At 32.4% G+C, this 26,677-nt stretch carries 24 protein-coding genes; 4 read left to right on the forward strand and 20 right to left on the reverse strand.

Annotation, left to right across the window (positions count from 1 at the left end; genetic code table 11):
- Nucleotides 1-410 precede the first annotated feature (410 nt).
- Nucleotides 411-929, forward strand: a complete 519-nt coding sequence (locus tag BUA82_RS20115; RefSeq protein WP_073012945.1) for a putative ABC transporter permease — start codon at nucleotides 411-413, stop codon at nucleotides 927-929.
- A gap of 265 nt (nucleotides 930-1,194) precedes the next feature.
- Here BUA82_RS20115 and BUA82_RS20120 read toward each other — a convergent pair whose 3' ends face one another.
- Nucleotides 1,195-2,736, reverse strand: a complete 1,542-nt coding sequence (locus BUA82_RS20120; protein WP_073012948.1) for an AbgT family transporter — start codon at nucleotides 2,734-2,736, stop codon at nucleotides 1,195-1,197.
- 361 nt (nucleotides 2,737-3,097) lie between these two features.
- On the opposite strand from BUA82_RS20120, the gene cls reads away from it, so the two are divergent.
- The gene (cls, locus tag BUA82_RS20125) at nucleotides 3,098-4,540 is read left to right on the forward strand and encodes a cardiolipin synthase (RefSeq protein ID WP_242949015.1); all 1,443 of its coding nucleotides are present in this window, start codon (nucleotides 3,098-3,100) and stop codon (nucleotides 4,538-4,540) included.
- A gap of 153 nt (nucleotides 4,541-4,693) precedes the next feature.
- Here the strand turns inward: cls and BUA82_RS20130 are convergent, their stop codons facing one another.
- Both BUA82_RS20130 and BUA82_RS20135 read right to left on the reverse strand, forming a co-directional pair.
- A complete protein-coding gene (locus tag BUA82_RS20130; RefSeq protein WP_073012950.1) occupies nucleotides 4,694-6,715 on the reverse strand; it encodes an MASE3 domain-containing sensor histidine kinase in 2,022 nt (673 codons plus the stop codon).
- Nucleotides 6,716-6,979: 264 nt separating this feature from the next.
- Nucleotides 6,980-7,441 (reverse strand): VanZ family protein, encoded by a 462-nt coding sequence (locus BUA82_RS20135; RefSeq protein WP_073012953.1) that lies wholly within the window; start codon nucleotides 7,439-7,441, stop codon nucleotides 6,980-6,982.
- 431 nt (nucleotides 7,442-7,872) lie between these two features.
- On the opposite strand from BUA82_RS20135, the gene BUA82_RS20140 reads away from it, so the two are divergent.
- Nucleotides 7,873-8,484 (forward strand): uracil-DNA glycosylase, encoded by a 612-nt coding sequence (locus tag BUA82_RS20140; protein ID WP_073012956.1) that lies wholly within the window; start codon nucleotides 7,873-7,875, stop codon nucleotides 8,482-8,484.
- Here BUA82_RS20140 and pcp read toward each other — a convergent pair.
- From pcp to BUA82_RS20155, 3 genes are all read right to left on the reverse strand, one after another.
- On the reverse strand, nucleotides 8,481-9,122 hold the full coding sequence (gene pcp / locus BUA82_RS20145; protein WP_073012959.1) for a pyroglutamyl-peptidase I: 642 nt from the start codon (nucleotides 9,120-9,122) through the stop codon (nucleotides 8,481-8,483). The genes BUA82_RS20140 and pcp overlap by 4 nt on opposite strands.
- A 163-nt stretch (nucleotides 9,123-9,285) precedes the next feature.
- On the reverse strand, nucleotides 9,286-10,227 hold the full coding sequence (locus BUA82_RS20150; RefSeq protein ID WP_073012963.1) for a DUF979 domain-containing protein: 942 nt from the start codon (nucleotides 10,225-10,227) through the stop codon (nucleotides 9,286-9,288).
- A 1-nt stretch (nucleotide 10,228) separates the two neighbouring features.
- A complete protein-coding gene (locus BUA82_RS20155; RefSeq protein ID WP_207650325.1) occupies nucleotides 10,229-10,912 on the reverse strand; it encodes a DUF969 domain-containing protein in 684 nt (227 codons plus the stop codon).
- A 316-nt stretch (nucleotides 10,913-11,228) separates the two neighbouring features.
- Here BUA82_RS20155 and BUA82_RS20160 point away from each other — a divergent pair, with 316 nt between their 5' ends.
- Nucleotides 11,229-11,855, forward strand: a complete 627-nt coding sequence (locus tag BUA82_RS20160) for an HAD family hydrolase (RefSeq protein WP_083600049.1) — start codon at nucleotides 11,229-11,231, stop codon at nucleotides 11,853-11,855.
- A 99-nt stretch (nucleotides 11,856-11,954) separates the two neighbouring features.
- Here the strand turns inward: BUA82_RS20160 and BUA82_RS20165 are convergent, their stop codons facing one another.
- The 14 genes from BUA82_RS20165 to BUA82_RS20225 all read right to left on the reverse strand — a co-directional run bounded on the left by BUA82_RS20165 (nucleotide 11,955) and on the right by BUA82_RS20225 (nucleotide 26,304).
- Nucleotides 11,955-13,727: a M3 family oligoendopeptidase gene (locus BUA82_RS20165; RefSeq protein ID WP_073012970.1), complete on the reverse strand. Its 1,773-nt coding sequence runs from the start codon at nucleotides 13,725-13,727 to the stop codon at nucleotides 11,955-11,957.
- 140 nt (nucleotides 13,728-13,867) lie between these two features.
- Nucleotides 13,868-15,094 carry a metallopeptidase TldD-related protein gene (locus tag BUA82_RS20170; RefSeq protein ID WP_073012974.1) on the reverse strand — a complete coding sequence of 409 codons (1,227 nt, stop codon included), beginning with the start codon at nucleotides 15,092-15,094 and terminating at the stop codon, nucleotides 13,868-13,870.
- 15 nt (nucleotides 15,095-15,109) lie between these two features.
- On the reverse strand, nucleotides 15,110-16,453 hold the full coding sequence (locus BUA82_RS20175; protein ID WP_073012977.1) for a TldD/PmbA family protein: 1,344 nt from the start codon (nucleotides 16,451-16,453) through the stop codon (nucleotides 15,110-15,112).
- Between the two features lie 220 nt (nucleotides 16,454-16,673).
- Nucleotides 16,674-16,979 (reverse strand): sensor histidine kinase, encoded by a 306-nt coding sequence (locus tag BUA82_RS21070; RefSeq protein WP_242949016.1) that lies wholly within the window; start codon nucleotides 16,977-16,979, stop codon nucleotides 16,674-16,676.
- A 101-nt stretch (nucleotides 16,980-17,080) separates the two neighbouring features.
- Nucleotides 17,081-17,581 carry a histidine kinase dimerization/phospho-acceptor domain-containing protein gene (locus tag BUA82_RS21075; protein WP_242949017.1) on the reverse strand — a complete coding sequence of 167 codons (501 nt, stop codon included), beginning with the start codon at nucleotides 17,579-17,581 and terminating at the stop codon, nucleotides 17,081-17,083.
- A 19-nt stretch (nucleotides 17,582-17,600) separates the two neighbouring features.
- On the reverse strand, nucleotides 17,601-18,356 hold the full coding sequence (locus tag BUA82_RS20185) for an ABC transporter permease (protein WP_073012980.1): 756 nt from the start codon (nucleotides 18,354-18,356) through the stop codon (nucleotides 17,601-17,603).
- Complete coding sequence (locus BUA82_RS20190; protein ID WP_073012983.1) at nucleotides 18,356-19,261, reverse strand: ABC transporter ATP-binding protein; 906 nt, start codon at nucleotides 19,259-19,261, stop codon at nucleotides 18,356-18,358. Before BUA82_RS20190 ends, BUA82_RS20185 begins: the two co-directional genes overlap by 1 nt.
- 109 nt (nucleotides 19,262-19,370) lie before the next feature.
- The gene (locus tag BUA82_RS20195) at nucleotides 19,371-20,048 is read right to left on the reverse strand and encodes a response regulator transcription factor (RefSeq protein ID WP_073012986.1); all 678 of its coding nucleotides are present in this window, start codon (nucleotides 20,046-20,048) and stop codon (nucleotides 19,371-19,373) included.
- 224 nt (nucleotides 20,049-20,272) lie between these two features.
- Nucleotides 20,273-20,725 (reverse strand): GNAT family N-acetyltransferase, encoded by a 453-nt coding sequence (locus tag BUA82_RS20200; protein ID WP_073012988.1) that lies wholly within the window; start codon nucleotides 20,723-20,725, stop codon nucleotides 20,273-20,275.
- A 120-nt stretch (nucleotides 20,726-20,845) separates the two neighbouring features.
- Nucleotides 20,846-22,267 carry a glycogen synthase GlgA gene (glgA, locus tag BUA82_RS20205; protein WP_073012991.1) on the reverse strand — a complete coding sequence of 474 codons (1,422 nt, stop codon included), beginning with the start codon at nucleotides 22,265-22,267 and terminating at the stop codon, nucleotides 20,846-20,848.
- 60 nt (nucleotides 22,268-22,327) lie between these two features.
- Entirely contained in the window at nucleotides 22,328-23,437 is a 1,110-nt protein-coding gene (gene glgD, locus BUA82_RS20210) for a glucose-1-phosphate adenylyltransferase subunit GlgD (protein WP_073012994.1), read from the reverse strand.
- 1 nt (nucleotide 23,438) lies between these two features.
- On the reverse strand, nucleotides 23,439-24,611 hold the full coding sequence (locus tag BUA82_RS20215; protein WP_073012997.1) for a glucose-1-phosphate adenylyltransferase: 1,173 nt from the start codon (nucleotides 24,609-24,611) through the stop codon (nucleotides 23,439-23,441).
- 301 nt (nucleotides 24,612-24,912) lie between these two features.
- Nucleotides 24,913-25,353, reverse strand: a complete 441-nt coding sequence (locus tag BUA82_RS20220; protein WP_073013001.1) for a hypothetical protein — start codon at nucleotides 25,351-25,353, stop codon at nucleotides 24,913-24,915.
- Between the two features lie 105 nt (nucleotides 25,354-25,458).
- On the reverse strand, nucleotides 25,459-26,304 hold the full coding sequence (locus tag BUA82_RS20225; protein ID WP_073013004.1) for an HAD family hydrolase: 846 nt from the start codon (nucleotides 26,302-26,304) through the stop codon (nucleotides 25,459-25,461).
- Nucleotides 26,305-26,677: the final 373 nt, after the last annotated feature.

The following is a 26,677-nucleotide window of genomic DNA, read 5'->3' on the forward strand; positions in this document are numbered from 1 at the left end:
CTCTGTTCAATTTTCAAAGACCAGTGCGGCTTTTCCCTCACCGCTTAGTTATCTTACCACGGTGGGTTTTCCTTGTCAACACTTTTTTAAAAATTGTTTGTTAGATTTTCTTACTAACTAATTTTTAATGTATCAAGTGTTTTCACTCGGTGTCGCTCTTGCCGCAAGCGACTCACTTATAGTAACACAGCTATAAAAACATATATTTTTATATATCCCCTTTTAATAAGAATATTATACATTTATCTACTTATTCCATTCTTTTTCTTAAAAATATATATATTGATACACCAGGTAATGTTTTTGTTGTTTTATATAAAATATTTGATTTTATATCTCCTAGAATGTAATTAAATACATTTAATTTGTTAATACTAGTAACAATTACTAAAGAAAGTGGTGGTATAACAATGAATCTTTTCTTATTTTCCTTATTCAACTTTACAATATACTCTTTCCTAGGCTGGATAATCGAGAATGTTTATTGTTTATTTGTTACTGGAGGCTTTCAACAAGATGGCTTTTTAAGAGGACCCATAAAACCTATGTACGGTATAAGCGTGTTGCTTTTAGTACTATATAATAAGTATTTTAAAGTTAATACCCTTACCCTATTACTTCTATGCTTTATAATACCAACTTTAATAGAATATCTAAGCGGCTATATGTTAAAGAAGTTCTTTAATAAAACCTATTGGGATTATTCCGCCTTAACATATAACTTTAAAGGATTAATAAGTCTTAGGTTCTCCCTATATTGGATGTTACTTAGTTTTACCACCCTATACCTCCTACAGCCAGTTATAGATACCCTATATACTCGATTTTTCAACATATACATAACATTAATACCCTTTATAGTTGTCTTATTAACATTAGATCTTGTCTATACAGTAAAATTTCTGAGACTGGACAGTTTAGTGAGATGATTCAATTAATTTAGAATTGAGAATTTAAAATGTAGAATGAAGGATAGTTTTTCTAAAAAAGAATTAGAAAAACTTTAAATTTATTAAAAAAAAGCTTCTAACATAGAAGCTTTATTAAATATATTTGAAAGAAACTCTGTTAGGAGTTTCCTCCACAACTCTAAATTTTAAGTTCTTAAATTCGTAATATATATTCCTAGTTTTTCTGATTCTTTTCATCAGAAAGACATCCTTAATTTTAAATTCTCAATTCTCAATTATAAATTTAAAGAAATATCTGCGCTCCAGGTCCAATAGGCCATCCTGCGAAGTACCAAATAATGAGGAGGATGCTCCATCCTATTAGGAATATTATGGAATACGGCACCATGGTGGATATAAGTGTTCCTATACCTGAATCTTCATCATATTTGGATGCAAAGGCTACTATTACTGCAAAGTAGTTCATTAACGGGGAGATTATATTAGTAGTGGAATCTCCGATTCTGTATGCTACTTGAGTAAATTCTGGAGCGAAGCCTGCTTGCATGAACATAGGCACAAATATTGGAGCCATGATAGCCCACTTTGCAGAAGCAGAGCCCATGAATAGATTTATAAATGCGGTTAATAAAACAAACATAAGTATTAATGTAATTCCTTTTAGTCCAGCTGCCTCTAAAGCATCTGCACCCTTAACTGCAATAATAGTTCCAAGTTTTGTATAGCTAAAATAGGCTACAAATTGTGAAGCCACAAAAGCCAGAACTAAATAGGATCCCATGGTGGACATAGCTTTAGACATTCCATTTACTATGTCCTTATCGCTTTTAATTGTTTCTGCTCCAATACCGTAGGCTACTCCAGGTACAAGGAAGAATAAGGCGATTATAAGCACTATGGAATTCATAAAAGGAGAATGCCCTAGTATATCTCCGGTTTTAGGGTCTCTAAGTATAGCATTGGCTGGTGCTGTAAGAAGAACCATGCCTATTATAAATAATATCATAGCTATCAAAGCATATTTTAAACCTCTTTTTTCATCTGAGGTGATGTCTTCTACTATTTCAGTGTGGCTTCCCTTATACTCTCCTAGTCTGGGTTCCACTATCTTTTCTGTAACAAAAGCACCTAAAGCTGTAATTACAAAAGTGGATACAATCATAAAGTACAAGTTTGATGTAGCAGTTACGGAAACATCGCTTCTAAATAAATGAGCTGCCTCTGTACTTATACCTGCTAATAATGGATCTATAGTACCTATCATAAGATTAGCACTAAATCCTCCGGACACTCCTGCAAAGGCCGCAGCAAGACCGGCAATAGGATGTCTTCCTACGCTGGCAAAGATTATAGCACCTAATGGTACAAGTACTACATAACCTGCATCTGAAGCTATATTAGACATAACTCCTGCAAAAACTACCACTATAGTTATTAAAGTTTTTGGTGTGCTTAATACCAGTTTTCTTAAAGATGTAGATATAAGGCCTGTCTCCTCTGCTACCCCAACTCCTAGCATTGCCACTAGAACAGTGCCTAGAGGTGCAAAGCTGGTAAAGTTAGTAACCGCACTGGTAAATATGTATCTTATACCTTCAGGATTTAATAAACTTACCGCTTTTACAGTAACCTCTCCCGCTTTAAAAGTCTTTGGATCAACCCCTTGATAAGTTACTGTGGTTCCTGTTAAAGCTGTTATGTGTGATACCACAGCTACTATGACGCAGAGTATGGCAAAAATTGTAACAGGATGTGGCATCCTATTTCCTACTTTCTCAACTCCATCTAGGAACTTCCAAAATAAGCTTTTTCTTTTTTTCTTCAATACATTCCCTCCCTAATTTCTTTAGTTAGTTTTAAGGTGCTAGATTTCTCTAGTTAAACATAAAGGCCTAAAATCCAACCATTTCGCCGAATTTTAAGTCTCTTTATGTTAGTTTATTATATATGCCATAAAGCACCTATTTCAAGTAATAATTTTTATTTTAAGAAGTATCTTGAAAAAATCTACATAAAGGTTATACAAAATGTGGACTTGTCCTTGGCATGTCCACCCAAAAAAATCTACATAAATGCTATGAAAAATCTAATTTTTAGGGTGTTTTTTATATTTTCATTTATTATTCTCAATAATTATAGAAATCATAGCACTTTTTGGATATTATATAAGATAAGGAGGTGTTTTTTTGAAAGTAGTTTTATATATTCTTTATGCGATTTTTATAATTAATGTTGTTCTAGCTATAACCATAGTTATTTTAGAAAAGAAACAACCGGAAAGAACCATAGCTTGGCTTATGGTATTGATACTACTTCCTCCTATAGGGCTTATACTATATATATTCCTTGGACGAAACTGGAAAATACACAAGTTAAATGATAGCACTGTAGATGGTATTCAGGATCTTATAAATCCTATAATTGAACAAATTCCAAAACGTGATAAACCCTATATTCCACTTATTGAACTTTTAGCAAACAATAGTGACTCACCTGTTTTTATCAACAATGAAATAAAAATCTTTAGGGATGGTAATGAAAAATTTAGATTTTTAAAAGAAGAACTTCTTAAGGCTAAGCACCATATACATTTGGAGTACTATATAGTTAAAAATGATGGCATAGGCACAGAAATTAAAGATATTTTGATACAAAAAGCAAGAGAAGGTGTTAAAATACGCTTTATAATGGATAGAGTTGGTTCTATAAAGGTTACAAGGAAATACCTTAAAGAAATGGAAGAAGCAGGCATTGATGTAGTACAATACTCATATTTTCTAGCACCTCTTTTAAGAGCTATAAACACTCAAATAAACTTTAGAAATCATAGAAAAATTGTGGTAATAGATGGTAAGGTAGGTTTTATAGGGGGAATAAATATTGGTGATGAGTATTTAGGAAAGAGTAAGATGGGTTATTGGAGAGATACTCATTTAATGGTTAAAGGAGACTTTGCACTAGGTCTTCAATCGGTTTTTTTAGATGATTTTTTAACCATACAGCAAGCTACCAATAATTTTGTTTTTTATGATCAAGAGTTCGATAAATATTTTCCTACCTCACCTGCTGCTAAAAAGAAAATACCTATGCAGGTGGTTAAAAGCGGACCAGACTCTCAGTTTCCTGCCATAATGCAGGGTATATTAAAAATGATATCCATAGCTACAGATCATATTTATATAACCACTCCTTATTTCGTGCCTTCAGAGGGTATTATGGATGCTCTTAGAATAGCAGCTTTGGGAGGGGTGGACGTAAGGATTATATTCCCTGAAAAAGCAGATCATTTTACAGTTAACTGCGCATCTAGAACCTATTTAGCAGAGCTTATGAGATGTGGTGCTAAAGTTTATTTTTATGATAAGAACTCCTTTGTTCATGCTAAAACCATGACTATTGACGGAAAAATGTGCACCATAGGCACTGCTAATATGGATAGAAGAAGCTTTGAATTAAATTACGAAATAAATTCTGTTATATATGATGAAGAAGTATCCACGGAGCTTGAACTAATTTTCTTTGAAGACCTAAAGAAATGCAGAATATTTACCCTTCAGGAATATGAAAGCTCTTCAAAGTTTAGAAAGATAATAGAAGGTGTCACAAGAATCTTCTCAGCTTTATTATAAATCACCTCTTCAGCCTAGGAATCTAAAGGTAAGGCACTTAGACTCCTAGGTTGAATTTTTTACTTTTTTATTTAGATAATTAAAAGATATGAGTATAGATACAACTTCATTTAATTTTTTGCTCATTGAATTCACTAAATTTTCCCCTTAAATCTAAGCATAAATATCAGAAAACTCTATATCTGCTTTTTCTATCATATTTTTTTCATAAGTATACCTTTCCATATTTACCATAATAGTTATGTCTTTATCCTCTTCTTCATGAAAGGTAAGTAAAAACTCTGTTCCTTCATTTACTTTACTCTTTATAGCTATATTTCCATTTTGAATTTCCACTAAAGATTTCACTATAGATAGTCCTATACCACTACCTTCATTATTTCTTGATAAACTGCTATCTACCTTCTCAAACCTTTCAAAAACTTTACTTATCATGTTTTCTGGTATACCTATACCATCGTCTTTTATACTTATGGTAACAAAATTTTCTTTAGGATTATATATTCTTATATTAATTACCCCACCCTGCTTTCCATATTTAACAGCGTTAGAAAGCAAATTGAGCATTATCCTTTCCATAAGATCCTCATCACATTTTACATATACCTCTTCAGAGTCTGTATCAAATATAATATTAATATTTTTATACTGTGCGTAGCTTACTATAGATAAAGTTATATCCTCAATAATACTAACTATATTTTTCACCTTTAATTTAGGCTGAAAAAATCCTGACTCTATTTTGGTAATATCTATTAAATTGTTAACTAGCTTTATAAGCCTTAAACAATTTTGTTTAATTATTTTATTATACTTTTTAATATTTTCTGTGCCCAGGGTATCTATATATCTGTTTTCTAGTTGTAATGCTGTATATATTACGTTAATAGGAGTTTTAAGCTCATGAGATACATTAGAGAAAAATTCATTATTAAGCTCTTCTTCCTTCTTTTTTTGTGCTATTATATTTCTCATCTCTTCTGCCTTTTTTCTATCTGTTATGTCCCTAACGGCAAATACATAGTAGCTCATTTCCTTATCATCCATATAAAGATAAGAAATCTCCACATCACAACTTTTATGCATTAATTTAAGTTTATATTCTAAAGATTTATCTTTTAATTCTTCATCATTGTTCAATATTAATTTTAGGCTTTCATGAAACTCTTGTTCCACGATGGAATATATGCTTTTATCTATTAAGTTATCTGTAGGGTTTAATCCAATTAATTCTAACATTTTACAGTTGCAGTATACTATCTTTTCATCTTTAACTATGATTATTCCCTCTGGTAAAAAGTTCAAAACTTTTTTATATCTTTCATATTCTGCTTCTAGCTTTTCTTTAGCTTTTAGGATTTCTTCATTAGATTTTTCTAGTTCTTCCGCTTTATCTCTTAAATTTTTAAATACGGTAGAAAAAGGATCTGTAATAGTGCTTTTGAATAGTGCCTTATAAAGGAAGCAAAAAGATATAAAGTTTAATAGATGGGCAGTGGTATTTAAAGAATCGTATACACCTATATAAAGAGTAAATATATACTCTCCCGCAATCTTAAAGACCATGGAGTAAATTAAAAATACATAATTATACTTTATATGCTTTCCACCATCTTTATAATATAAATAAATGATATAAGCAAACAATATACATATTATATATTCGCTATAAATTTTAAAAACTGTAAGGCCTTGTCCATCTATATAGCATTCTGGAAATATATCCGTATTAAGGATTATTTTTATAAAAAAAGAAACTATAATGGTATCTATAGCTATAAGTCTCTTATAATTAACTTTTTTGTCTATAAAATAAAAAGATATTAATAGTGAAGCTACCTCAAAGTATCTTTGAAAAATCCATAGTTGGGTAGAAATATTAGGATCTGAAGCTAACAAGTTAATACCTTTATAAGTAAGGATGTGAAAAATATTAATAACACCTACAAATCCATAACTTATACCAATATAGGTGAAATAACTGCCTTCACTTATTTTTACAGTTCCTAAGGCTATAAGTGCCAAGGAAAAGCTTATAATTACAGCAAATATTTCTACAATAGAATGAAACAGTAAAAAGTTTTTTTCACTTAAAAGTACAAAAAGTACTATAAGTATAATAGGTAGTGTGCTCTGTTCTACATAAGGATTTTTATAATGTTTTAATATTTTCATAAAACCACTCCTTAAATAAAGCAATCTATATTCTAATATTTACATTTTACATCAGAATTTTCTACATTTTTTTATCGCAAATTAAGACATTAAAATTGTTATTACATTAAAGTTCTACATTTTAACTTCATGTAATAGTTAACTACTATTTTAAAGTACCTTTTTAATCTTGATGAAGTCTAAAGGCTGCCTTAAAAATTACGTTAAAAATAAAACCTGACCCCTATAGAAGAATCTCAATAGGAATCAGGTTTTAGTTAATATCTAAAATACTCTTATTCTCTTTGAAAAATGCCCTATCCTTGTGGTATAAAAATAGGTTATTATCATTGCAAAAGCACCTCCACAGGTATCGATTAGAACATCTGTAAACCTTCCGGCTCTTCCAGGGACAAAGAGCTGATGGAACTCATCAGTACAAGCATATAAAAACACAAATATTAAAGAAAGTACTAGCCCTGGGGTAAGTTTGAAGTAATATTTAAGCCAGTTGAATATTAGTATAAATAATATAGCATACTCTGTAAAATGTGCTGATTTTCTTACTATATGATTTAAAACATCCGCAAACCCACCATTTATATCCAGGCCAAGCATAGATATAAAGTTTACTACAAATCTGCTTTTTTCATCCGATATTTCTGAAGGCATATTTGAAAATATAAATATTATCATCATCCAAAAAATTATCAAAATTAAAGCTGTTATCTTTTTTCTTTTATACATGTTATCCCCCTTAAAAATCCATAGTTATTTTATTAATAGAAAATTCTTCCCCTAACCTAAAACCTTTGAATATATGATTAAGATGTTTTAGGTGTTACAAAGCATTAGGCACCTTCCAAATCATAAATTTGGAATCTCTGCTTAATTAACCTACCTTATAATGATAATATATATGTAGCGAAAGGTTCAACTATAAATAGTTAAATTAATGTAAATAAACTATTTTTTTCAATATAATTTTATATTTACTGTAGTATTATAGAATAAAATAGTTTTAATGGCCACTAAAGGGTATAACTTTTGACCTTTTTAAAATATTTTTGCAAATAATAATTAAAATTTCTAATAAATAAGGTAATTATAATTCCTTTAAAGGACAAAATAATTTAAATAAAAAAATTCAACTAAAAATCAAAAGAGAGGGATTTAATATGGATAAGGTGCAGGAAATGCTTAAAGATAAAATTAAAGTTATTGCAGAAAATTATCATGATGAACCTACAGGAGGGTGGATTATTGGAGATGGTCCCATGCCTGCTGAGATTTTATTCTTAGGAGAAGCCCCGGGGAAAACAGAAATAGAAGAGGGTAAGCCTTTTGTGGGTGCTGCAGGTAAGAACTTTCAAAAATATCTAGATTTAATAGGATTAAAGCGTGATGAAGTGCGCATAACTAACTCCTGCTTTGTAAGACCTATAAAATATAAAGAAGGAAAAACAGGCAGAATAACCGTAAGCAACAGAACTCCTAAACCTAAGGAAGTGGAGCTATTCAGAGAAATAGTAGATTTAGAAATAAAATACACTGACCCTAAAATAATAGTTACTTTGGGCAATGTGCCTTTAAAAAGGCTCACTAAATTCAAAACCATAGGTGAATGCCATGGACAGCTTATTTTCAATGAAGAGCTAGGCAGATATATATTCCCTATGTATCACCCCTCTTCCCTTATATATAATCAAAGTGCTGATTTTCATAAGGCTTATGAAGAGGATTGGTTAAAATTAAAAGGTGCCAGGCACATGCCCAGCACCACCTACTAACAGATAGTTCCGCCAGATTTTCTTATATCTTCTACATTTTCTACAGAAGCTTTTACTGCAAACTCTAAAGATTTTACTATATCTTCTAATGCCATGGAAGGAGTGTTTCTCTTATCCACTACTTGTTGTGGTATAAATGGTACGTGGATAAAACCTCCTCTAGCATTTTTATATTTTTTGTCTATAAGATATAATAGTCCATACATTATATGATTACATACAAAGGTTCCTGCTGTATTGGAAACGGAAGCTGGCAAACCATTGTCGCCGATTTCTTTAACTATAGCTTTTATAGGCAGGGTAGAAAAATAAGCACTTTCTCCATCTTCATAAATAGCTGCATCTAATGGTTGGTTTCCTTCATTATCTTTAATTCTAGCATCATCCATATTGATAGCTACTCTTTCTGGAGTTACTTCAAATCTTCCTCCAGCTTGCCCAACACATATTATTATGTCTGGATTGTTTTCTTCTATAGCTTTATCTAATTTTTCTATGGATTTTCTAAAAACTGTAGGTATCTGAACTTTTATAACTTCAGCTCCTGCAATATTGTCCTTAATTCTGTTTACTGCTTCCCAAGCTGGATTTATCTTTTCTCCACCAAAGGGATCAAAACCTGTTATTAAAACTTTCATTTTGCTGCCTCCTTTTTTTTAAGAAAGATTTCTAGGAAATTTACTATAACCATAGAAGTCTTTGCTTAAAATCTTAAGTTTTTATATATTATAACCTCTAATATGAGGCTCTTCAAAACATCATGCTAGAGGTTAAATATGATTTTTATATACTATCTTACAACTAAAATGCTAAGAAGTACATTAACAGTATGTGAACTACAAGCATTAATAATGCTACTGGTGCTTGAGCAATTATAACTCTATTTTTATTCTTTGTTTCTAAAAGAGCAGCAGGTACCACATTAAAGTTAGCTGCCATAGGAGTTAATAGAGTTCCGCAGAAGCCCGCTGTTAATGCTAATGCACCAGCTATAGCAGGATTACCACCAAGCTTATACACAAACGGAATACCTATTCCTGCAGTGATTACTGCAAAAGCTGCAAATCCATTTCCCATAATTATTGTAAATAAAGCCATGCCCACACAGTAGGCAATAATACCTGCCCATATATTTCCTTGAGGTATTACACTGGAAATTCCTTTAGCAATAACCTCTCCCACTCCTGCTGCAGTGAATAATGAACCTAGTGCTGCAAGGAGCTGTGGAAGAATAGAGGAAGGTCCAACCTGTCTTAAAAGTCTATCTCCGTCCTTTGCAATGTATGCAGGCTTAGCTTTAGTTATAGCTAATACTGCTATTAATCCCGCTACTGCAGATACACCTATAGCTACCTGACCACTAACCTTTGAAAGTTTAGCAGTAAACTGTGCAAAAGCAAAAGCTACAATAGCTAAAGTTAATGAAGGAATAAATATCTTCCCTCCTATTTTTTGTGCTTGCTCTTCTTTAAATTTCTCATCTAATTGGGCCACTTCTCCAACCTTTACCCTCTTTAATAATGTAAGAATTCCCATAAGCACAATAGCTCCTCCTACTAATACTGGAGGAATTACTTTTCCAAAAATAAATATTATACCTAGTAACCCCCAAAATAAAGCTGTAGTAATTTTGCTTTCATTTTTAGGATCTTTAGAAACAAAATAAACGGTTATTAACATTATTATTCCAGAAATTATATAAAAACCTTCTAATAAATAATCAAATAGAATCTTTGTGTTCATATTAATTCTTCACCTCTTTTCTTTTGTTTTTATATTTAGCATCCAACTTTTTATCTAAAAGATAATTTCTAACAACCACTATTACAAATGCTATTATTGCTACTGGAATGCTTCCCTTTGCTACATCTATAGGAGCAACACTATATCCCAGCTTTTCTAAAGTTCCTACAATTAACAATACTCCAGAACTTGCTATAAATACATTTTGGCCAAAAAAGTTACCGAAGTTTTCCATGGCAGCTGCTTCACCTTTAAGTTTTTCTTTATCCTCATCATCCACTTCTTCATATCTACCAATTGCTGCTCCTTGTGCCATTGGTTCTATAAGAGGTCTAACAAATTGAGGGTGTCCACCTAATCTTACTGAAAAAGCTGCTGCAGTTTCTCTTATTAAAAGATAAAGAGATAATATTTTACCTGTAGTAAGGCTCTTAGATTTTCTTATTAAGTCTATGGCCTTTTCCTTAAGTCCATACCTTTCACAAATTCCTACTACCGGAAGGGTAAGTACAAATAATGTCATGTATCTAGTATCTACAAATGACTTACCTAAAACCTCCAAAATCTGCACAGGAGTCATACCTGCCACTAAACCTGTAACCAGTCCTGATACAATAACCACGAACAAGGTGTCAAGCTTTAAGGCAAAACCTACTATAACGATTAAAACACCAATTAATTTTATCATTGCCTCCATCCTTTCTATTAATTATTTACTTAAAAATATATAATTATAATTATTATAATATATTCGACACAATTTTCATAATTTAACTTCATTTATTATTTCTAATGTAATGGATTTTTTAGGGGGTTTTTATTAATTTCCTAAATAATTTAACACTTTATCACCCCGACACGGAATAATTATAATAAATACATAAGTGAATACATTTTCAAAGTTTAATTTTGCAATTTCACCTTATTATTAAATAGGGTATTTGAAAATTAGAGCTATATAATGCATACTATTAGTAATTGATAATTCGTGGAGGCAGGCTATGGTGAAAAAATATAAATATGCTATTTTTGATATTGACGGTACTATTTTAAATACTGAAAAAATGAATATAATACCTCTAATGAAACTTATTAAAGAAGAAAAGGGCCTAGATATGTCCTATGAAGAGCTTACCTTTATAACCGGTAACCCAGGGAGGAAATCCTTGCAGCAGTTAGGCTTTGAAAGTATAGAAGAATCCTATGCTAAATGGGTGTCTTATGTAAATGCTTATGAAGAAGGAGCAGAATTATATGAAAACATGGGCAAGGTTATAGAAAAACTACATGAAAATAATATTATCTGCGGTATAGTTAGCTCAAAAACCTCTTCTCAATATGAAATTGACTTTATTCCTACAGGTTTGGACAGATTTATAAAAGCTAAGGTTCTAGAAGAGGATACAAAAAATCATAAACCTCACCCAGAGCCTCTTCTAACCATTGTAAAAGAGCTTGGCATAGAAATAGAAAACTCAATATACATAGGGGATACCCTTTCCGATTATCTATGTGCTAAAAATGCCGGCATGGACTTTGGACTTGCCCTATGGGGTGCAAGCAATACTGAAGGTATAGATGTAGAAATAGTGTTTGAAAAGCCTGAAGATATATTGAAAATTATGTAGCTTGGGTGTTCAGTGTAAGTAAATTAAAATAGCCAAGGCTCTAAGGAAAAAGAGCCTTGGCTATTTGCTAGTCAAATTTATTTTATATATTTACTTCTGTTATTTGCTTATTTCTAGGAATCTTTCTATATCTTCTTCTATTATTCTTAAGGAGCTTCTCCAGAAATTAACATCATGTATGTCTATACCCATTACTTTGGTTACATCTGCAATTTTATTTTTACCTGTAAGAGCTAGAAGTTTATCATATTCTTCAGGGAAGCTGTCACCTCTCTTTAGATATTCAGCATAAAGTCCTTTTGCAAATAAAAGTCCAAAGGCATAGGGGAAGTTGTAAAAGTTAGAGTCTGGGAAATAATAATGAGGCTTGCAAGCCCACATGTATGGATGAAGATATTCTGGGTCTAACCCTTCACCATAGGCTTCTTTTTGAGCATTAAGCATTATTTCCTTAAGATCTTGTGCGTTTATGGCACTTTCTTCTCTTCTTCTAAATACTTCACTTTCAAATAGGAATCTAGAATATATATCTACTATAACCTGAGTGCTATCACTGATTTCACTTTCTAATATAGCAAAGGCTTCCTCTTTTGAAGCTGTCTTTATAGCCGCTTTTTTTACTATGGTTTCACAGAAAGTAGAAGCAGTTTCTGCTAGAGGCATAGGATAATCTGCATTTAGAGCACTTTCCTCTTTTAGGCAATCTCCATGATAGCCATGTCCAAGCTCATGAGCCATGGTTACTACATCGCTGAAGGTATCTCCATGGTTTAAAAGGAATCTGCTTTCCCCAATGGAATGAAGGTTTGAGCAGAAAGCTCCTCCTATTTTGCCTTCCTTTGGCTTAACATCTATCCATTGCTTTTCCACTGCATTTCTAGCAAAATCTGCTAGCTTATCACTGAAGGTTCTAAAATTGGTTTCTACAAAATCTGCAGACTTATCATAAGGGAATACCATGTTTACTTCTCCCATAGGAGCAAATAAATCATAGAAGGGAAGGCCGTTTTTATGACCTAGAAGCTCTGCCTTTCTTCTTAAATATTTTCTAAAAGTAGGAAGGCTTTCTCTCATAGCTGTAAGCATGGCATTTAATGAGTCTTCGTCCATCCTTGAGTTTATAAGGCTTTGCTCTAAAGGTGATTTATAACCTCTCATGGCTGAAATGGTTATAAACTCTCCTTTTATACCGTTAAGACAAGCTGCCATACCATCTTCTATGTTCTTATAAGAAGCCAATTCTGCTTCATAAGCCTTTTTTCTCACCTCTGGGTCTTTTTCATAAGCCATATTCCTAACTACGGTTAAAGGCAACCTTTTATTTTCTTGTTCTATTTCTATATCTACCATTAAAGTAGAGGTTAATAGGTCTCTAAGCTTAGCCCAAGCATTAGAACCGGTGTTTTTCATTTTTGAAATTATAGCTTCTTCTTTGTCACTTAAAAGATATTTGCTGCCTTCTACAATTTCCTGTAAGAAGAAAGCATGGACTTTTAAAAGTTCTGATTCTTGTACAAGCTCCTCAAGATTTTTTATTTCTCCAATCCAATTTTGAAGCTTTGCATCCGCCTCTGCTAAAAGGCTGTATTTTTGCTCTAATATATCTGAATATTTTAGTGCTACTTCATTTTTAGTATCTACGCTTAAAGTAAGACTAACAAAGGATAATAATTTTTCAAAAAGATTAAATTTTTCTAAGTTTTTGTTAATGTATTCTTCAAGCTTTTCCACCTGATTTTCATGATCCTTACATATCCTATTTGCCATTTCTTCATAGTCTTTTATAAAGGAATTCACCTTTTCTACATCCTTTTTAAAAGCATCACTTTCAAAGGATTCATATAATTCCTTAAGGCTCCAATTTAGTTCCATTTTATGTCCTCCTTATGTATATTTAATATTAATTTATTATATCATAGTAATTATTGGTTAATATAGGTTTTATTGAGGAAACTTATTCTCCACAACTAGGGTTTTGTCACTTGTCACGTGCCTGGCACCTGTTTGTCCTCTTATATAGTTTCCACCATCATGTCCATCACTAGGGCTTTGTATTGTCCCGAAGGACTTATGAAGTCTGTGGACACTCCTCTAAAGCCTTGCCCGAACATGTCATATATATTTGAAGATACTTGTAATTTAGGAAGCATTCCCAGCATGTTTTCTCCATCAAAAAGTATAGGCACTTGCACCGGGGTGGCAAAGTTTCCTTCCTGGGTGAAGTCTCCTCCTGCAGCATTCACTACTAATATGGCTTTTTCTCCACCTAAAAGCTCCTTTAGGGTGTTTTTACCTTCTTTTATTTTAAGCTGAGGTGCAGCTAAGTTGGGAGCGGAGTCATAAGCTGAGGCTGCAGAACCTGTTAAGGGCAAATTAAACATGTTAGCAGTTCTCTTATCTGTATAGGGACTCTTTATTACTCCATTTTCTATGAGGGCATATCTATAATTATCATTTACCACTCCTTCAGCATCAAAAAATGGTGTCTTTACGTCTTCAGGATTCCTAGTAGCATAAAGAGTAAAATCTTCATTGAATTTTCTATTGTTTAGTTCCTTGCTAAATATGGATGTGCCGCTTCCAAATTTAACTCCATTTAAGTCTGTATAAAATTTTAAAAGAGGAAGCATCTCATAATCTATAAATATTACTGGCATGGTTTTCTTTTCCGGCATTGTAAGTTTGTTTCTATAGGCTCCGCAGATACTATCAATTTCTTTAATTATATTTTCTCTGCTATAATTTCTACTTTCAAATCCCCAAAAAAAACCTTCTAGTCCTGCAATGGCTTTATCGCTAAACATAAGCTCACAGCTTAAATAACTGTCTTTACTTAGAAGCTCTAATCCTTCATTATTGCTTAGGGATATACTTTCATTTATTATCTTGATCTTATTGTATACTCCAAAATCCTTGTAATCTTTTCTGCACACTTCTAATATGTCTTCTACTTCTTCACAAAGCTTTTCATCAGACAATATTTCCTTTGAATGATCTTCTGCTAATTTTAAATTTTTGCTCACCTGAAATTCATAGGGAAGTATGAGGTTGTCCTTTGCCTTACTCTCTAGTTCTTTTTCATCATAGTCACCTAAGGCTCCTGCTATGCCAAGCTTTCCTTGATCATATACTCTAAGCCCAGTTTTAGTTATATTCTTTTTTCTTAAAGATTCAAAGTTACTTTGAACGATATTTATAGAGGTTTCTTTAATATTTTCTATATATTTTTCCTTTATCATAATACCCACTCCCTCCTATTGCACTCTTATTCCATTGACTCTTACATAAGGGCCTCCAAAGCCTACAGGCAAAGGAAATTGTTCCATCTTACCACATCCCCCGGTGACAAAGCTTAAAAGTTCTATGGTATCTGAAACGCCATCAATTTTATTAAGGGTCTCCATAACCTTTCCTGTTATCACAGAAATACTTAAGGGCTCTGCTATTTTTCCATCCCTTATCCTATAAGCCAGGTTAGGTGCCAAAGTAAAGGTAGTCATTCCACTGCCATGATTAATATCCTCAATTAATATTCCATCCTTTACTTCACCTATAAGCTCCTCTTTAGTTTTATTTCCTTTGTCTATATAAGTGGTGGTCATGCGCACTATGGGTTCATATTCAAAATTTATGGCTCTGGCATTTCCAGTAAGATTCTCATTAAAATCCGCTGCTGTAGAAGCATTATGAAGTCTTCCTGTAAGAATGCCATCTTTTATTAGATAGGTCTTTTCAGCCTTGCTTCCCTCATCATCAAAGGTCACATATCCTGAACCCATCTCTCCACCATAATCTATTATGGACAATATATCCGATGCCATTTTAGCTCCTATGCACCATTGCTCCTTGGCATTTTCATCCCCTTGCATGAAATCTGCTTCGCTATTATGTCCAAAGCTTTCATGAGCAAATACCCCTGCTGCTAATGGTGATAGTATTACCGTATATTCCCCTGGTTCTATGGTTTCCTTATTATACATAAAATCTATATAGGTATTTATCTTCTCCTTCAGCTCTTCTTTAATATCTTTTAAATCTTCAAAACAATTTGATGCTGTTTGGTAAGATCCATCTGTTGTCTTATCCTGTTCCTTGGTGCTGCATCCAAACCTATAAGAGACTCCGCAGGTTTGATAATCCCACAGAAGACTTGCTCCCTTAGAAGAATAGAATTTTTTAACCTTTCTATTATCTAAATATGTAGCTCTCCACATCTTTATCTCTTCTACATTTTCTAGGAGGTTAAAATAGCTTCTAAGTAAATTAACCTTTTCTTGGTAAGATACCTTGTTTATTTCCTTTCCTTGGAAATTTAAATATTCTCCTTTATTAACCTCATACTTCTTAACCACCGGATTTTCATATATGCTTTCCGAAGGCTTGGCCATCTTAGCTAAATTATCTAACTCCTGTTGAATCTGTGAAACATCTGTTATAGAGCTGTAATACCACCTTTGTCCATCAAAAACTCTTATAAATGCCCCTTTATATTCTCTGATGGTATTTTCATTTAGCTGTCCATTTAAGAATGCTATATTAGTGGAAGATACCTCTTCTATCCTTACATCAGAATAAAGATTTTCTGGAAATTTAAACAAGAAAAACGCCCCCTTAAATTTACTGTATATAACTTATTTTTATATGCCAAAGTTCTTGCAACTATTTTCCACTTAATTATATCACTCTTATTCCGAAATATTCAAATAATTCTGCATACTTTATATGACAATACCCTTTATAAACTCCTAAATATTGCAAAAAACTCCCCACTTAAATAGGTGAGGAGTTTACCTTATGAGTAAGGCATTATGAGAAATGTCAAGCTTTAGGTAATAAAATAGAAATAGAAAATCTTCCATTATTATAGTAAGCCTTAATTGTACCATTTAGTTGTTCAGTAATTTCTCTGGCTATTGCTAATCCTAAACCAGTGGTCTTTTTATTCCGAGCTGGATCCTTCGTGTAAAAACGTTGAAAAATATATTCTAACTCCTCTCTCGTCATGGGTTCACTTATATTAGAAAATGTAAAAATGTAAAAATCTGATTCCTGAATTTCAAAACAATATTCCCCCTTACCATGAACTATGGCATTAAAAAGAACATTTGAAAATATTCTTTTCACTCCTTGTTCATCCCCTGGTATTATACAAGGTTTTTCAATTAAGCGAAGGATGGGTTCTTGTCCCTTTTTATTAAAGTCATCATAATACAGAGCAAGTGTTTCTATAAAAATTTTTTTGCATCGATAGGCACATGTTCATAAATAATCTCACCTGATTCAATACGTACATATTCAAATAACTGCTCCAGTAGCACCTTAACCATATTTTGCCGTTCCAATATTATCATTAAGTATTCTTGTCGCTCTTCCTCTGTAATACTTGTCTGGAGCATTTGAACGTAACCACCAGCAGTTGTCAATGGGGTGCGTAAATCATGTGAAATATTAGTTATACTCTGTCTAAAATTCCTATTTAGTCTTTTAATGTGTATACGAGACAGTCTGATATCCCTCACTAAATTATTGAGCTGATTAACTAAGCTTGCGATATCCCTTTGTTTTACTACCACTGTTAGGAGTTGATTAGTATCTGTTATATTCATGATGTCCTCTAATTGTTTTGTAATATGCTTGATATTTATACGATAGTACATATGGTAAAAAACAAGTATTAGCAAAACAAGTAATAATACAAAAGTTGCAATCATCCAAACATTTTCCATCTTAACTCCTTCATCTCGACTAATCTACATCTCTTTTTGAAAATAATAAACTAGATCCTAAAATTGCAGCCATTCCAATTAACAGAAACACAATTGAACACTTTACAACATCCTCTGGTTTTGAAGTAAAATCAATTATGGTTTTACGCATATTCGCAAGACTATATCTTGTAAAAATATCGTTTTTTGTTAATAAAGTAAGCAAATGTACTATGAAATTTCCACTTATTATTAATAAAACAGAAATTGCAATGGTAATACCTCCATTTTTAAATAGATAAGAGAAAAAAGTACCAATTCCTGCAATACCCCAAAACATACAAAGCATTCCAACATTCATTCGGATAAATGCAACAGCATCAACTTCTCCTAGTTGAAACAATATTGTACCTGATAATAAATTTAAAATACCGAAAGATAATAAAATCATTGTAATGACGGAAGATATAGCAATATACTGACCCAAGACTAATTTCCATCTAGCTATGCCATGGCAAGCCATTTGTCGTATACTACCATTTGCATATTCAGCGGTAATTAGACAAGCAACAAAGATAAGGATGATATAGAAGATAATATCTGCACCATAGGATACTTGATAACTAGGAATTCCTGACATCTGTGCTTTTATCTCAGGAGAAAAAGAGGCTGATTTTTTTTCGAATACAGAAGTTACAGATCCAATAACGTTCATTGTAAACAATATAATTGAAATAACATAAAAAATCTTACTTCTAAATATTTTATAAAATTCACTGGAAACTACATTCATCATTATTCATCGCCTCCCATCATCTTTACGAAATATGCTTCTATATCATGGCCTTCTAAACAGATACTTGACACTAAAACATCATTCTCAATCAATTCTTTATTAATTTGTGCTGGTATATCTAAGCAATCATAAATGCAGATTTTTCCTTGATCAAATACTTTATAATCGATACTTTTGATATTATTTTTTATAATGTAAGCTGCTTTTTCTGAATCATTAACTTCTAAAGAAAGACATTTTTTACAACGGTTTTCTAATTCTACGGCTGCAAATTCATCAACCAATACCCCGTTCTCGATGATGCCATATTTTGTTGCAATTTTACCAAGTTCCCCCAAAATATGAGAAGAAATTAAAATAGTAATCTCATTTTCGCAATTGAGTTTTATAAGCAATTCTCTAATTTCTTTGATACCAGAAGGGTCTAATCCATTAATAGGCTCATCCAGGATAAGAAAATCCGGATTGCCTAGTAACGAAATTGCAATGGATAAACGTTGCTTCATACCAAGTGAAAAATTCTTCGTTTTCTTTTTACCTGTATTTTGTAAACCTACTAAATTAAGAACATTATCAACATTGTTATAGTCTGGAATACCAAGTAGCTTATTATAATAAATCAGATTTTGTCTGGCTGTCATTCCAGGATAAAGTGCTGGTTGCTCAATAACACATCCCACTCTTTTCCTGCTGTTTTCTAAATTACTACTTTCAAACAGTTGAATCTCTCCTTGATCCTGATGAATCAATCCACATACAATCTTCATAAGCGTAGTTTTGCCTGCACCATTTTTTCCTATAAAGCCGTAAATATCACCCTTTTCAACATTCAGATTGACTTTATTTACAGCTATTTGTTTTCCATATTTTTTGGTCAAACAATTGGTTTGTAATACTAAACTCATATCTTTTCACCTCTTACTTTCTGTAATTATTTAAGCCTACATTTTAATCATAAATGAAAGGTATCAAAATAGAATTTAGATTTTGTCAAGAAAGTATAAAGATGATAGATTAATTATCCTGCATTTTATATCCTATTCCCCAAACTGTTTTTATATATGTTTCTCCATGTTTCAATTTACTACGCAGATTGCTAACATGTACTGTAACCGCTCTTTCATCGATAATATATTCTTCAGACCATACACTCTCAAAGATATTCTGTTTGGTAAATACCTTCTTTGGATTACTAATTAATAATTCTAATATACAATATTCTTTTACAGTAAGTTCTATAGGTTCATCATTAATAGTTACAATATGATTTTCACTATCTAAAACTAAATCCTTGAATTGGAATATGTTATTTTTTTCTATTGTTGGACTCTTGTTAGCTCTTCTTAGCACTGCCCCTATCCGTACAATTAATTCTTCATTGTTAAATGGCTTTGTTATATAATCATCTGCCCCATCTCGAATCAATCTAAGTTTAGTGTTTAAATCATCTTTTGCAGATACACATATAATAGGAATTTGCAGTTGTTCGTTGATTTTCACTAAAATTTCTTCTCCACTTAATCCTGGTAACATCAGGTCCAATAAAATCAAATCAAAAGATTCTTTTTCTAATAGCAAAAGTGCTTCTGTGCCGGAAAATGCATATGCTACTTTATACTGGTTTTTTCTTAATAAGGTTTGCACCATTTTGTTAATTTCTGGGTTATCCTCTACAATTAATATTTTGTTCATTCTTCTCCTCATTCTATGGTAAGTATATATAATTTTAATCAATTTTACTTTTTAATATTTTTGAGATTACTATATAAAAATCGTTTATAATTAGAACTTATTCTTCTCCCCTAAAACTTTTGAAAATATGGATCTGACGCTTTGGGTTCTACGAAGAAGTAATTGACTATGCCAAATAGAAGATTTAGAATTTCTGCTTATGTCACTTGTCAAATGACTACCACCTATTTGTCCTTATTTGTCCAAATCATAGTAACATGAGGAATCCCTGCGTCTAGGTATACGTCGCTAGACACCTTAAAACCAAAGGAACCGTAGAAATCTCTCAGGTGGTCTTGGGCATGAAGCTCAACGTTGTGTTCTTTAAGAACTTCTGTGATAAATTTTAAAGCTTCACCTATAAGCTCCTTACCTATACCTTTGCCTCTATAATCCTTTTTAACTATAACCCTTCCAATGGCAGCATTATCTCCTACTATTTCTCTAGGGAGTATCCTAAGATAAGCTATTATCTCTTCATTTTCTTTCTTATAAAGATGATAAGATGCCATGTCCAAGCCATCTGGATCTAAATAAAAGCATGTCTGTTCCACTACAAAGATATCACTTCTTTCTTTTAGTATGGAGTATAGCTCATAATTAGTTAGTTCATCAAACTTCTTTACTTTCCAACTCATAGTTTTCCTCTTTTCTTAATATTTTCTCCCATATATGAGTATTAGAAACTTCTTCTTAAGGGACTATGCCAAATCCTAGGTTCGGAATGTATCATTAACTAATAACTCATATGGCTGCCGTTAGCTTTCATAAAGCTTTATATATTCCTTGGCGGAGGTTTTCCAGCTGGTGTCTATGTGCATGTTTCTTTTTATAAGGGTGTTCCATTTTTCTTTGTTATTGTATAGCTTTAGGGCTCTTTTTATTTCATGAAGAAATTCTGATGGGTCATAGTTATTAAATACAAAGCCGTTGCCGGTGTCTTTGTATTCATTGTATATCTTCACGGTGTCTTTAAGCCCGCCGGTTTTTCTAACTATTGGCACGGTGCCGTATCTCATGGCTATAAGCTGACCTATGCCGCAGGCTTCAAATTGAGAGGGCATTAAAAATATGTCTGAGGAGGCGTATACCCTTTTTGAAAGCTCTCGATTAAAGGGGATTTGTGCAGCCATCTTATGAGGATATTTAGAGGCATAGTGCTTAAACATATTTTCATAGCTTTCAAAGCCACCTCCCACCACCACTAATTGCAGCTCCATGTCCATGATAAGGGGCATAATTTCTTGTACAAGCTCTATACCCTTCTGTTCTGAAAATCTGCTGATTATAGACAGCATAGGTATGTCTTCACCTTGGGTTAAGTTTAACTCTTTCTGCAGGGCGAGTTTATTTTCCCTTTTAACAGAAATCTCCTTAGAGGAATAATTGTATACTATATCTTTGTCACTTTCAGGATTATAACTTTCATAATCTATACCATTTACTATTCCCTTTAAGTCTTTACTTCTTTTTTTAAGTATTTTATCCAAACCATAAGAAAACCAAGGCAGCTTTATCTCCTCCCCATAGGTCTTACTTACAGTGGTTATTTTATCAGCTTTGGCTAAAGCGCCTTTCATAAAGGATACCCCTTCATAATGCTTAAATATATCTTCAGTATAGTATTTTTCTTCAGAAAGTCCTAACATACCTAGAGCTTCTTTGCCAAAGTTACCCTGGTAAAGCATATTGTGTATAGTAAATACGGTTTTTATACTAGTATATGGTACTTCCTCACTATAATAAGCACCTTTAAGAGGTATCATAAGAGCTGTATGCCAATCATTACAATGAAGTATATCTGGAATAAAGTCACCTAAATATTTTATTCCTTCCAAAACCGCTTTAGAAAAATAGGTGAACCTTTCAGCATCATCATAAAACCCATAAGGTGAACTTCTTTTGAAATAATATTCATTTTCTATAAAATAATAAATAATTCCTTCATACTCTAGATAATTTAAGGTACAGTTTACAGTTTTCCAACCTATATATGTATTAAAATCCGCAATTTTCACCATGCTTTTTCTATATTTCTTTTCCATATTATAAAGAGGCATGATTATCCTTACATCCACCCCTTGAGCCTTTAGTGCCTTAGGAAGTGCATAAGCCACATCCCCCAAGCCTCCCGTCTGCATGAAAGGATAAGCCTCCGCCGCCGCAAATAAAACCTTCAACAAAAACGCCTCCTAAATTAAATAAACTCCCTGCAGCCTTTACTCTGCAGGGATGTTTATTTAAAATGTTCTCTTTCTAATAATAACTAAAGGGTATTCAGAGTCTGCTTTTAAATCTTTTCCACTTTCTATTATAACATTTTTGTCGGTAATAACGTGAGATAGAGAAGTGTTTTCACCTATTTCTGAGCCTTGAAGTATAATACAATCTTTAAGTACTGCACCCTTTTGTATGGTAACCCTTCTAGAGATTATACAGTTTTCCACATATCCATCTATAATACATCCATTAGCTACCATGGAATTTATAACTTTTCCATTTCGTGTGTACTTGGTAGGCGCTTCGTCCTTGGACTTGGTTATTATAGGTCTATTAGAAGAAAACACCTCTGTATTAACCTTAACATTTAAGAAATCCATGTTGGTTTTGTAATAAGCATCTAGTGAGTTTATGCAGCTTAAATACCCTGTAAATTCAAAACTTCCTACTTTATATTTATCTAGTTGAGTATATATACCTTGTTTAAACTTTCTGCAGTGGCCTGTTCTTGTAAGATCTCTTACCATGTCCGTGAAAAGCTCTCTCTTCATTATGTATGTTTCCATACCAATATTAAGATGCTTTTCTCCACCTATATTCCTACCTACACTGATTATTTGTCCTTCTTCATTAAGATTAAGGACCTCACAGTCTTTAAAAGCTTTATGGGCATTATTTACTTTCTTATATAGAACAGTAATATCATTACCGCTATTTTCATGAAATTCAGCCGCCTCCTTAAAATCTATATTATATATCATGTAAGAAGGAGCCATAATTATATATTCTTGAGAAGCTATTTTAAAATAATCAAGATTTTCTGCAAAGTTATTTATATCATTATCTTCTAAGTTCGCTTTACCAAAATTAAAGATTCTAAGTCCATATCTTTTTCTATTAAGATCCCAAGGTCTTCCGTTACTTGTATGGTCTACTAGTGAACGAGATTTGTTTTTTGCAAATATAGATATATTTTCTATGCCAGCATTAGTCATATTTGAAAGGATAAAGTCAATTACCCTATACCTTCCGGCTATAGGTATAGATGCTAAAGGTCTTCTCACTGTAAGTTCCATTATATTATCTTCATTTTCGTCAAGATTTATTATCCCCATATAGTTAGAAAGCATATTACCTCTCCTTTCCTTGTACTGCTGTTTCTTTAAGTATAGTACCTGATTTTAAATCTTCCTTGGCAGGTATCACCGTTATGGTTCCTCCATTACCTAAAATGCAATCCCTTCTAATAATAGCATCTGTTCCCAAGATTGCTTTATCCACCACCACGTTATCTCCTATTTTTACATTGGGCATAAGCACAGAGTCTTTAACTTTAGCGTTTTTACCTATATATACACCTGGAAATAACACAGAATTTTCTACTTTTCCATATATTACACAGCCTTCTACCACTAAAGAGTTAGATACCGAAGCTTCAGGTCCTATATACTGAGCAGGTCTGGAAGGATTTACAGAGTATATTCTCCAATTGTAATCATGAATATCAAGCTCATTATCCTCTCTAAGAAGATCCATATTTGCTTCCCATAGACTTTCAGTAGTACCTACATCCTTCCAATAACCTTGGAAAGGATAAGCTACCAGCTTCTTATCATCCCCTAACAATCTAGGAATTATATTTTTTCCAAAATCGTTGTTGGAATTTTTATCTGCTGCATCTTCCTTTAAGTACTTTCTAAGCATTTTCCAATTAAATATATAAACCCCCATGGAAGCTTTAGTACTCTTTGGTACAGGAGGCTTTTCTTCAAATTCATATATTACATTGTCTTCTTTGGTATTCATTATACCAAATCTCGTTGCCTCTTCTTTAGTAACTTCAAAAACAGCGATGGTTGCATCTGCTTGTTTTTCTTTATGATATTTAAGCATTTTTGTATAATCCATTTTGTAAATATGATCTCCAGATAGAACAAGAACATATTCAGGATCATAATTATCTATAAAAGATATATTTTGATATATAGCATGAGCTGTGCCTCTATACCAATTACCACCGTTCTCACTTTGATAAGGTGGCAAGACAAAAACCCCACCATCCCTTCTGTCCAGATCCCAAGAACTTCCTATGCCTATATGGGAATTCAGTTCTAAAGGCTGATACTGCGTAAGAACCCCTACAGTATATATACCAGAATTAGAGCAATTACTTAGAGTAAAATCTATAATTCTGTATTTGCCGCCAAAGGGCACTGCAGGTTTGGCTATTTTTTTAGTTAACACGCCAAGTCTAGAACCTTGTCCCCCTGCTAGGATCATTGCTACAATTTCTTTTTTAGCCATAGTATAACCTCTCCTTTCTTAAATCCGAACAACATAAGTCTCCCTAATTATATTATAACAAGGCATTATGAAGGTAACAACACAATAAGCTTCAATTTATAATAAACTTTAAAATTTAACTGTTTATTGAGAACAAAATATCAACTCTTGAAATTCCTACCTTTCAAGAGTTAATAGAATTTTAACATAGAATTTTAAAATTATTAATTTTGCGTCTATTGTAATGCAAAACACCGTTTCTTGCATTATCGCTTAATTTTTTGTGCACATCTAAAATTTTTCCAACCCTTTACTACATACCCTAAAGCTTTTGTACAAATTCTGCTACATACCCTAAAGATTGCTGCATAACCTGCTGGTCTACACCTAAGATATCAATTTTATTTTCCATAAGTGCAAGTCTTTCATTTAATCTATAAATTACATCCTTCATTTCATCTAGCTTCTTTTGTTCATAGGAAACCTGCGTGCCACTTTCATCTATATATACCTTGTCCGGAGGATTCCCACATTCAGTACATTTTGCATATACCCCTTCTTTTTCCGTATCTTTAAATACCTTAAAAGTGTCATTGTTACATTGCGAGCAACTAGATAGCATTAAATAATCGTAGTAGCTTACATCTAAAGAGTATCTCTCCCCACACTCGCTACATATGATCACCAGATTATTTTCTTCAGTATAGATATAAAAACTATTACCTCTGCAACCTTCCTTTTCACAAACCATTGTCCTTATCATAGCAATCACCCCTATTCATTTAATATGAAGTAGGGGTGATAATTATTACACTTATTTATTTTTTATTATTAAATATTTTCAATTTAAAATCTTTGCTTTAAATAATTAAAGATTTTCTTCAGCCCATTTAACTACATGTACTAAGGCGTGATCCTCATTACTGCTTAAACAATATTTTGCATAAGGTCTTAACTTTTCATTGCAATTAGTAACAGTAAATCCATGTCCAGCCCTAGTTAACATGTCTAGATCATTCATATTATCGCCTATAGCAATTACATGTTCCATATCCATATTCATATATTGAGCCAGCTTTTCTAAAGATGTGCCTTTAGATATATCTATGGGTAATAATTCTAACAGGATATCTCCTGATCTCATTACATTAGCTTCTTCTATATTGTTTATAAAATAATCTTCCATTTCATCTAAAAATTTAGGAGTAGCAGCCAATATAACCTTATTCCAAGGTCTTTCCCATCCATCTTCTAAAAGTAAAGTGTTTTCATACTCTTGTACTATATTTTTATCTGCTGAATAATAAGGTACTTTGTCTAACATCTGCATGGCTACAGTCATAAGGTTATGCCTGATTATAAGGAGCTTGTCCCCACAATAAGCTCCTATACCTAACCCTGGGAACTCTTCATATATCCTTTTAACCCTTTCTTTTATGGAGGCATTCACATGTTTCTGCCAAATTATATCCTTCTTGTAAAAGTCATATATCACAGCTCCATTATAAAGTATTGCAGGAGTATCTAAGGTTATATCTTTAAGATAAGGTTCTGTAGAAAACTGAACTCGTCCAGTAGCTATGGTAAACTTTCCTCCCAGCTGTTGAAACCTTTTTATAGCCTCTATATTTTCTTCACTTATTTCTTTAGTATTATTTAAAAGGGTACCATCCATATCCGATACTAATAGATATCTTGATAAATCCTTTGCCATAATTTCACCACCTTTTCTAGTATACAAAAAAATCTTCATGGTAATTGTATCACGTAAGACAAACCTGAGCAAAAACATTACAAACCAAACTGTCAAATTTTACTTTACAACCGAACACATGTTCTATATAATGATAATTAAGAATTTAAAATTTAGAATTTAGAATGAAGGAGGAAACTCGGAGAGTTTCTTTGAATTTAAATAAGGAAAGTCTTCCTGCAGAAGCTTTTCTTATAATAGATTTAAAGTTTTTCTGGTACTTTTTCGGAAAAACTATCCTCGGATGGACCCCTTCAAATGGGACTTTATATTCGAATTACTAACTTACTCTTAAAATTGCTATCTTTTAGATTATAGAACCCATAAGGAGTTC

This window comes from Clostridium amylolyticum, from assembly GCF_900142075.1.
Lineage (GTDB): Bacteria > Bacillota > Clostridia > Clostridiales > Clostridiaceae > Clostridium_AA > Clostridium_AA amylolyticum.

Coding starts and splice junctions, on each gene's coding strand:
- BUA82_RS20185 (WP_073012980.1), bottom strand. CDS start 18,356: ATGATGAATGTAGTTTCCAGTGAATTTTATAAAATATTTAGAAGTAAG.
- BUA82_RS20195 (WP_073012986.1), bottom strand. CDS start 20,048: ATGAACAAAATATTAATTGTAGAGGATAACCCAGAAATTAACAAAATG.
- BUA82_RS20160 (WP_083600049.1), top strand. CDS start 11,229: ATGGTGAAAAAATATAAATATGCTATTTTTGATATTGACGGTACTATT.
- BUA82_RS20135 (WP_073012953.1), bottom strand. CDS start 7,441: ATGTATAAAAGAAAAAAGATAACAGCTTTAATTTTGATAATTTTTTGG.
- BUA82_RS20220 (WP_073013001.1), bottom strand. CDS start 25,353: ATGATAAGGACAATGGTTTGTGAAAAGGAAGGTTGCAGAGGTAATAGT.
- BUA82_RS20130 (WP_073012950.1), bottom strand. CDS start 6,715: ATGAAAATATTAAAACATTATAAAAATCCTTATGTAGAACAGAGCACA.
- BUA82_RS20115 (WP_073012945.1), top strand. CDS start 411: ATGAATCTTTTCTTATTTTCCTTATTCAACTTTACAATATACTCTTTC.
- BUA82_RS20200 (WP_073012988.1), bottom strand. CDS start 20,725: ATGAGTTGGAAAGTAAAGAAGTTTGATGAACTAACTAATTATGAGCTA.
- BUA82_RS20215 (WP_073012997.1), bottom strand. CDS start 24,611: ATGGCTAAAAAAGAAATTGTAGCAATGATCCTAGCAGGGGGACAAGGT.
- pcp (WP_073012959.1), bottom strand. CDS start 9,122: ATGAAAGTTTTAATAACAGGTTTTGATCCCTTTGGTGGAGAAAAGATA.
- BUA82_RS20140 (WP_073012956.1), top strand. CDS start 7,873: ATGGATAAGGTGCAGGAAATGCTTAAAGATAAAATTAAAGTTATTGCA.
- BUA82_RS20170 (WP_073012974.1), bottom strand. CDS start 15,094: ATGATAAAGGAAAAATATATAGAAAATATTAAAGAAACCTCTATAAAT.
- BUA82_RS20165 (WP_073012970.1), bottom strand. CDS start 13,727: ATGGAACTAAATTGGAGCCTTAAGGAATTATATGAATCCTTTGAAAGT.
- glgD (WP_073012994.1), bottom strand. CDS start 23,437: ATGCTTTCTAACTATATGGGGATAATAAATCTTGACGAAAATGAAGAT.
- BUA82_RS20225 (WP_073013004.1), bottom strand. CDS start 26,304: ATGGCAAAGGATTTATCAAGATATCTATTAGTATCGGATATGGATGGT.
- BUA82_RS20150 (WP_073012963.1), bottom strand. CDS start 10,227: ATGAACACAAAGATTCTATTTGATTATTTATTAGAAGGTTTTTATATA.
- BUA82_RS21075 (WP_242949017.1), bottom strand. CDS start 17,581: ATGGAAAATGTTTGGATGATTGCAACTTTTGTATTATTACTTGTTTTG.
- BUA82_RS20190 (WP_073012983.1), bottom strand. CDS start 19,261: ATGAGTTTAGTATTACAAACCAATTGTTTGACCAAAAAATATGGAAAA.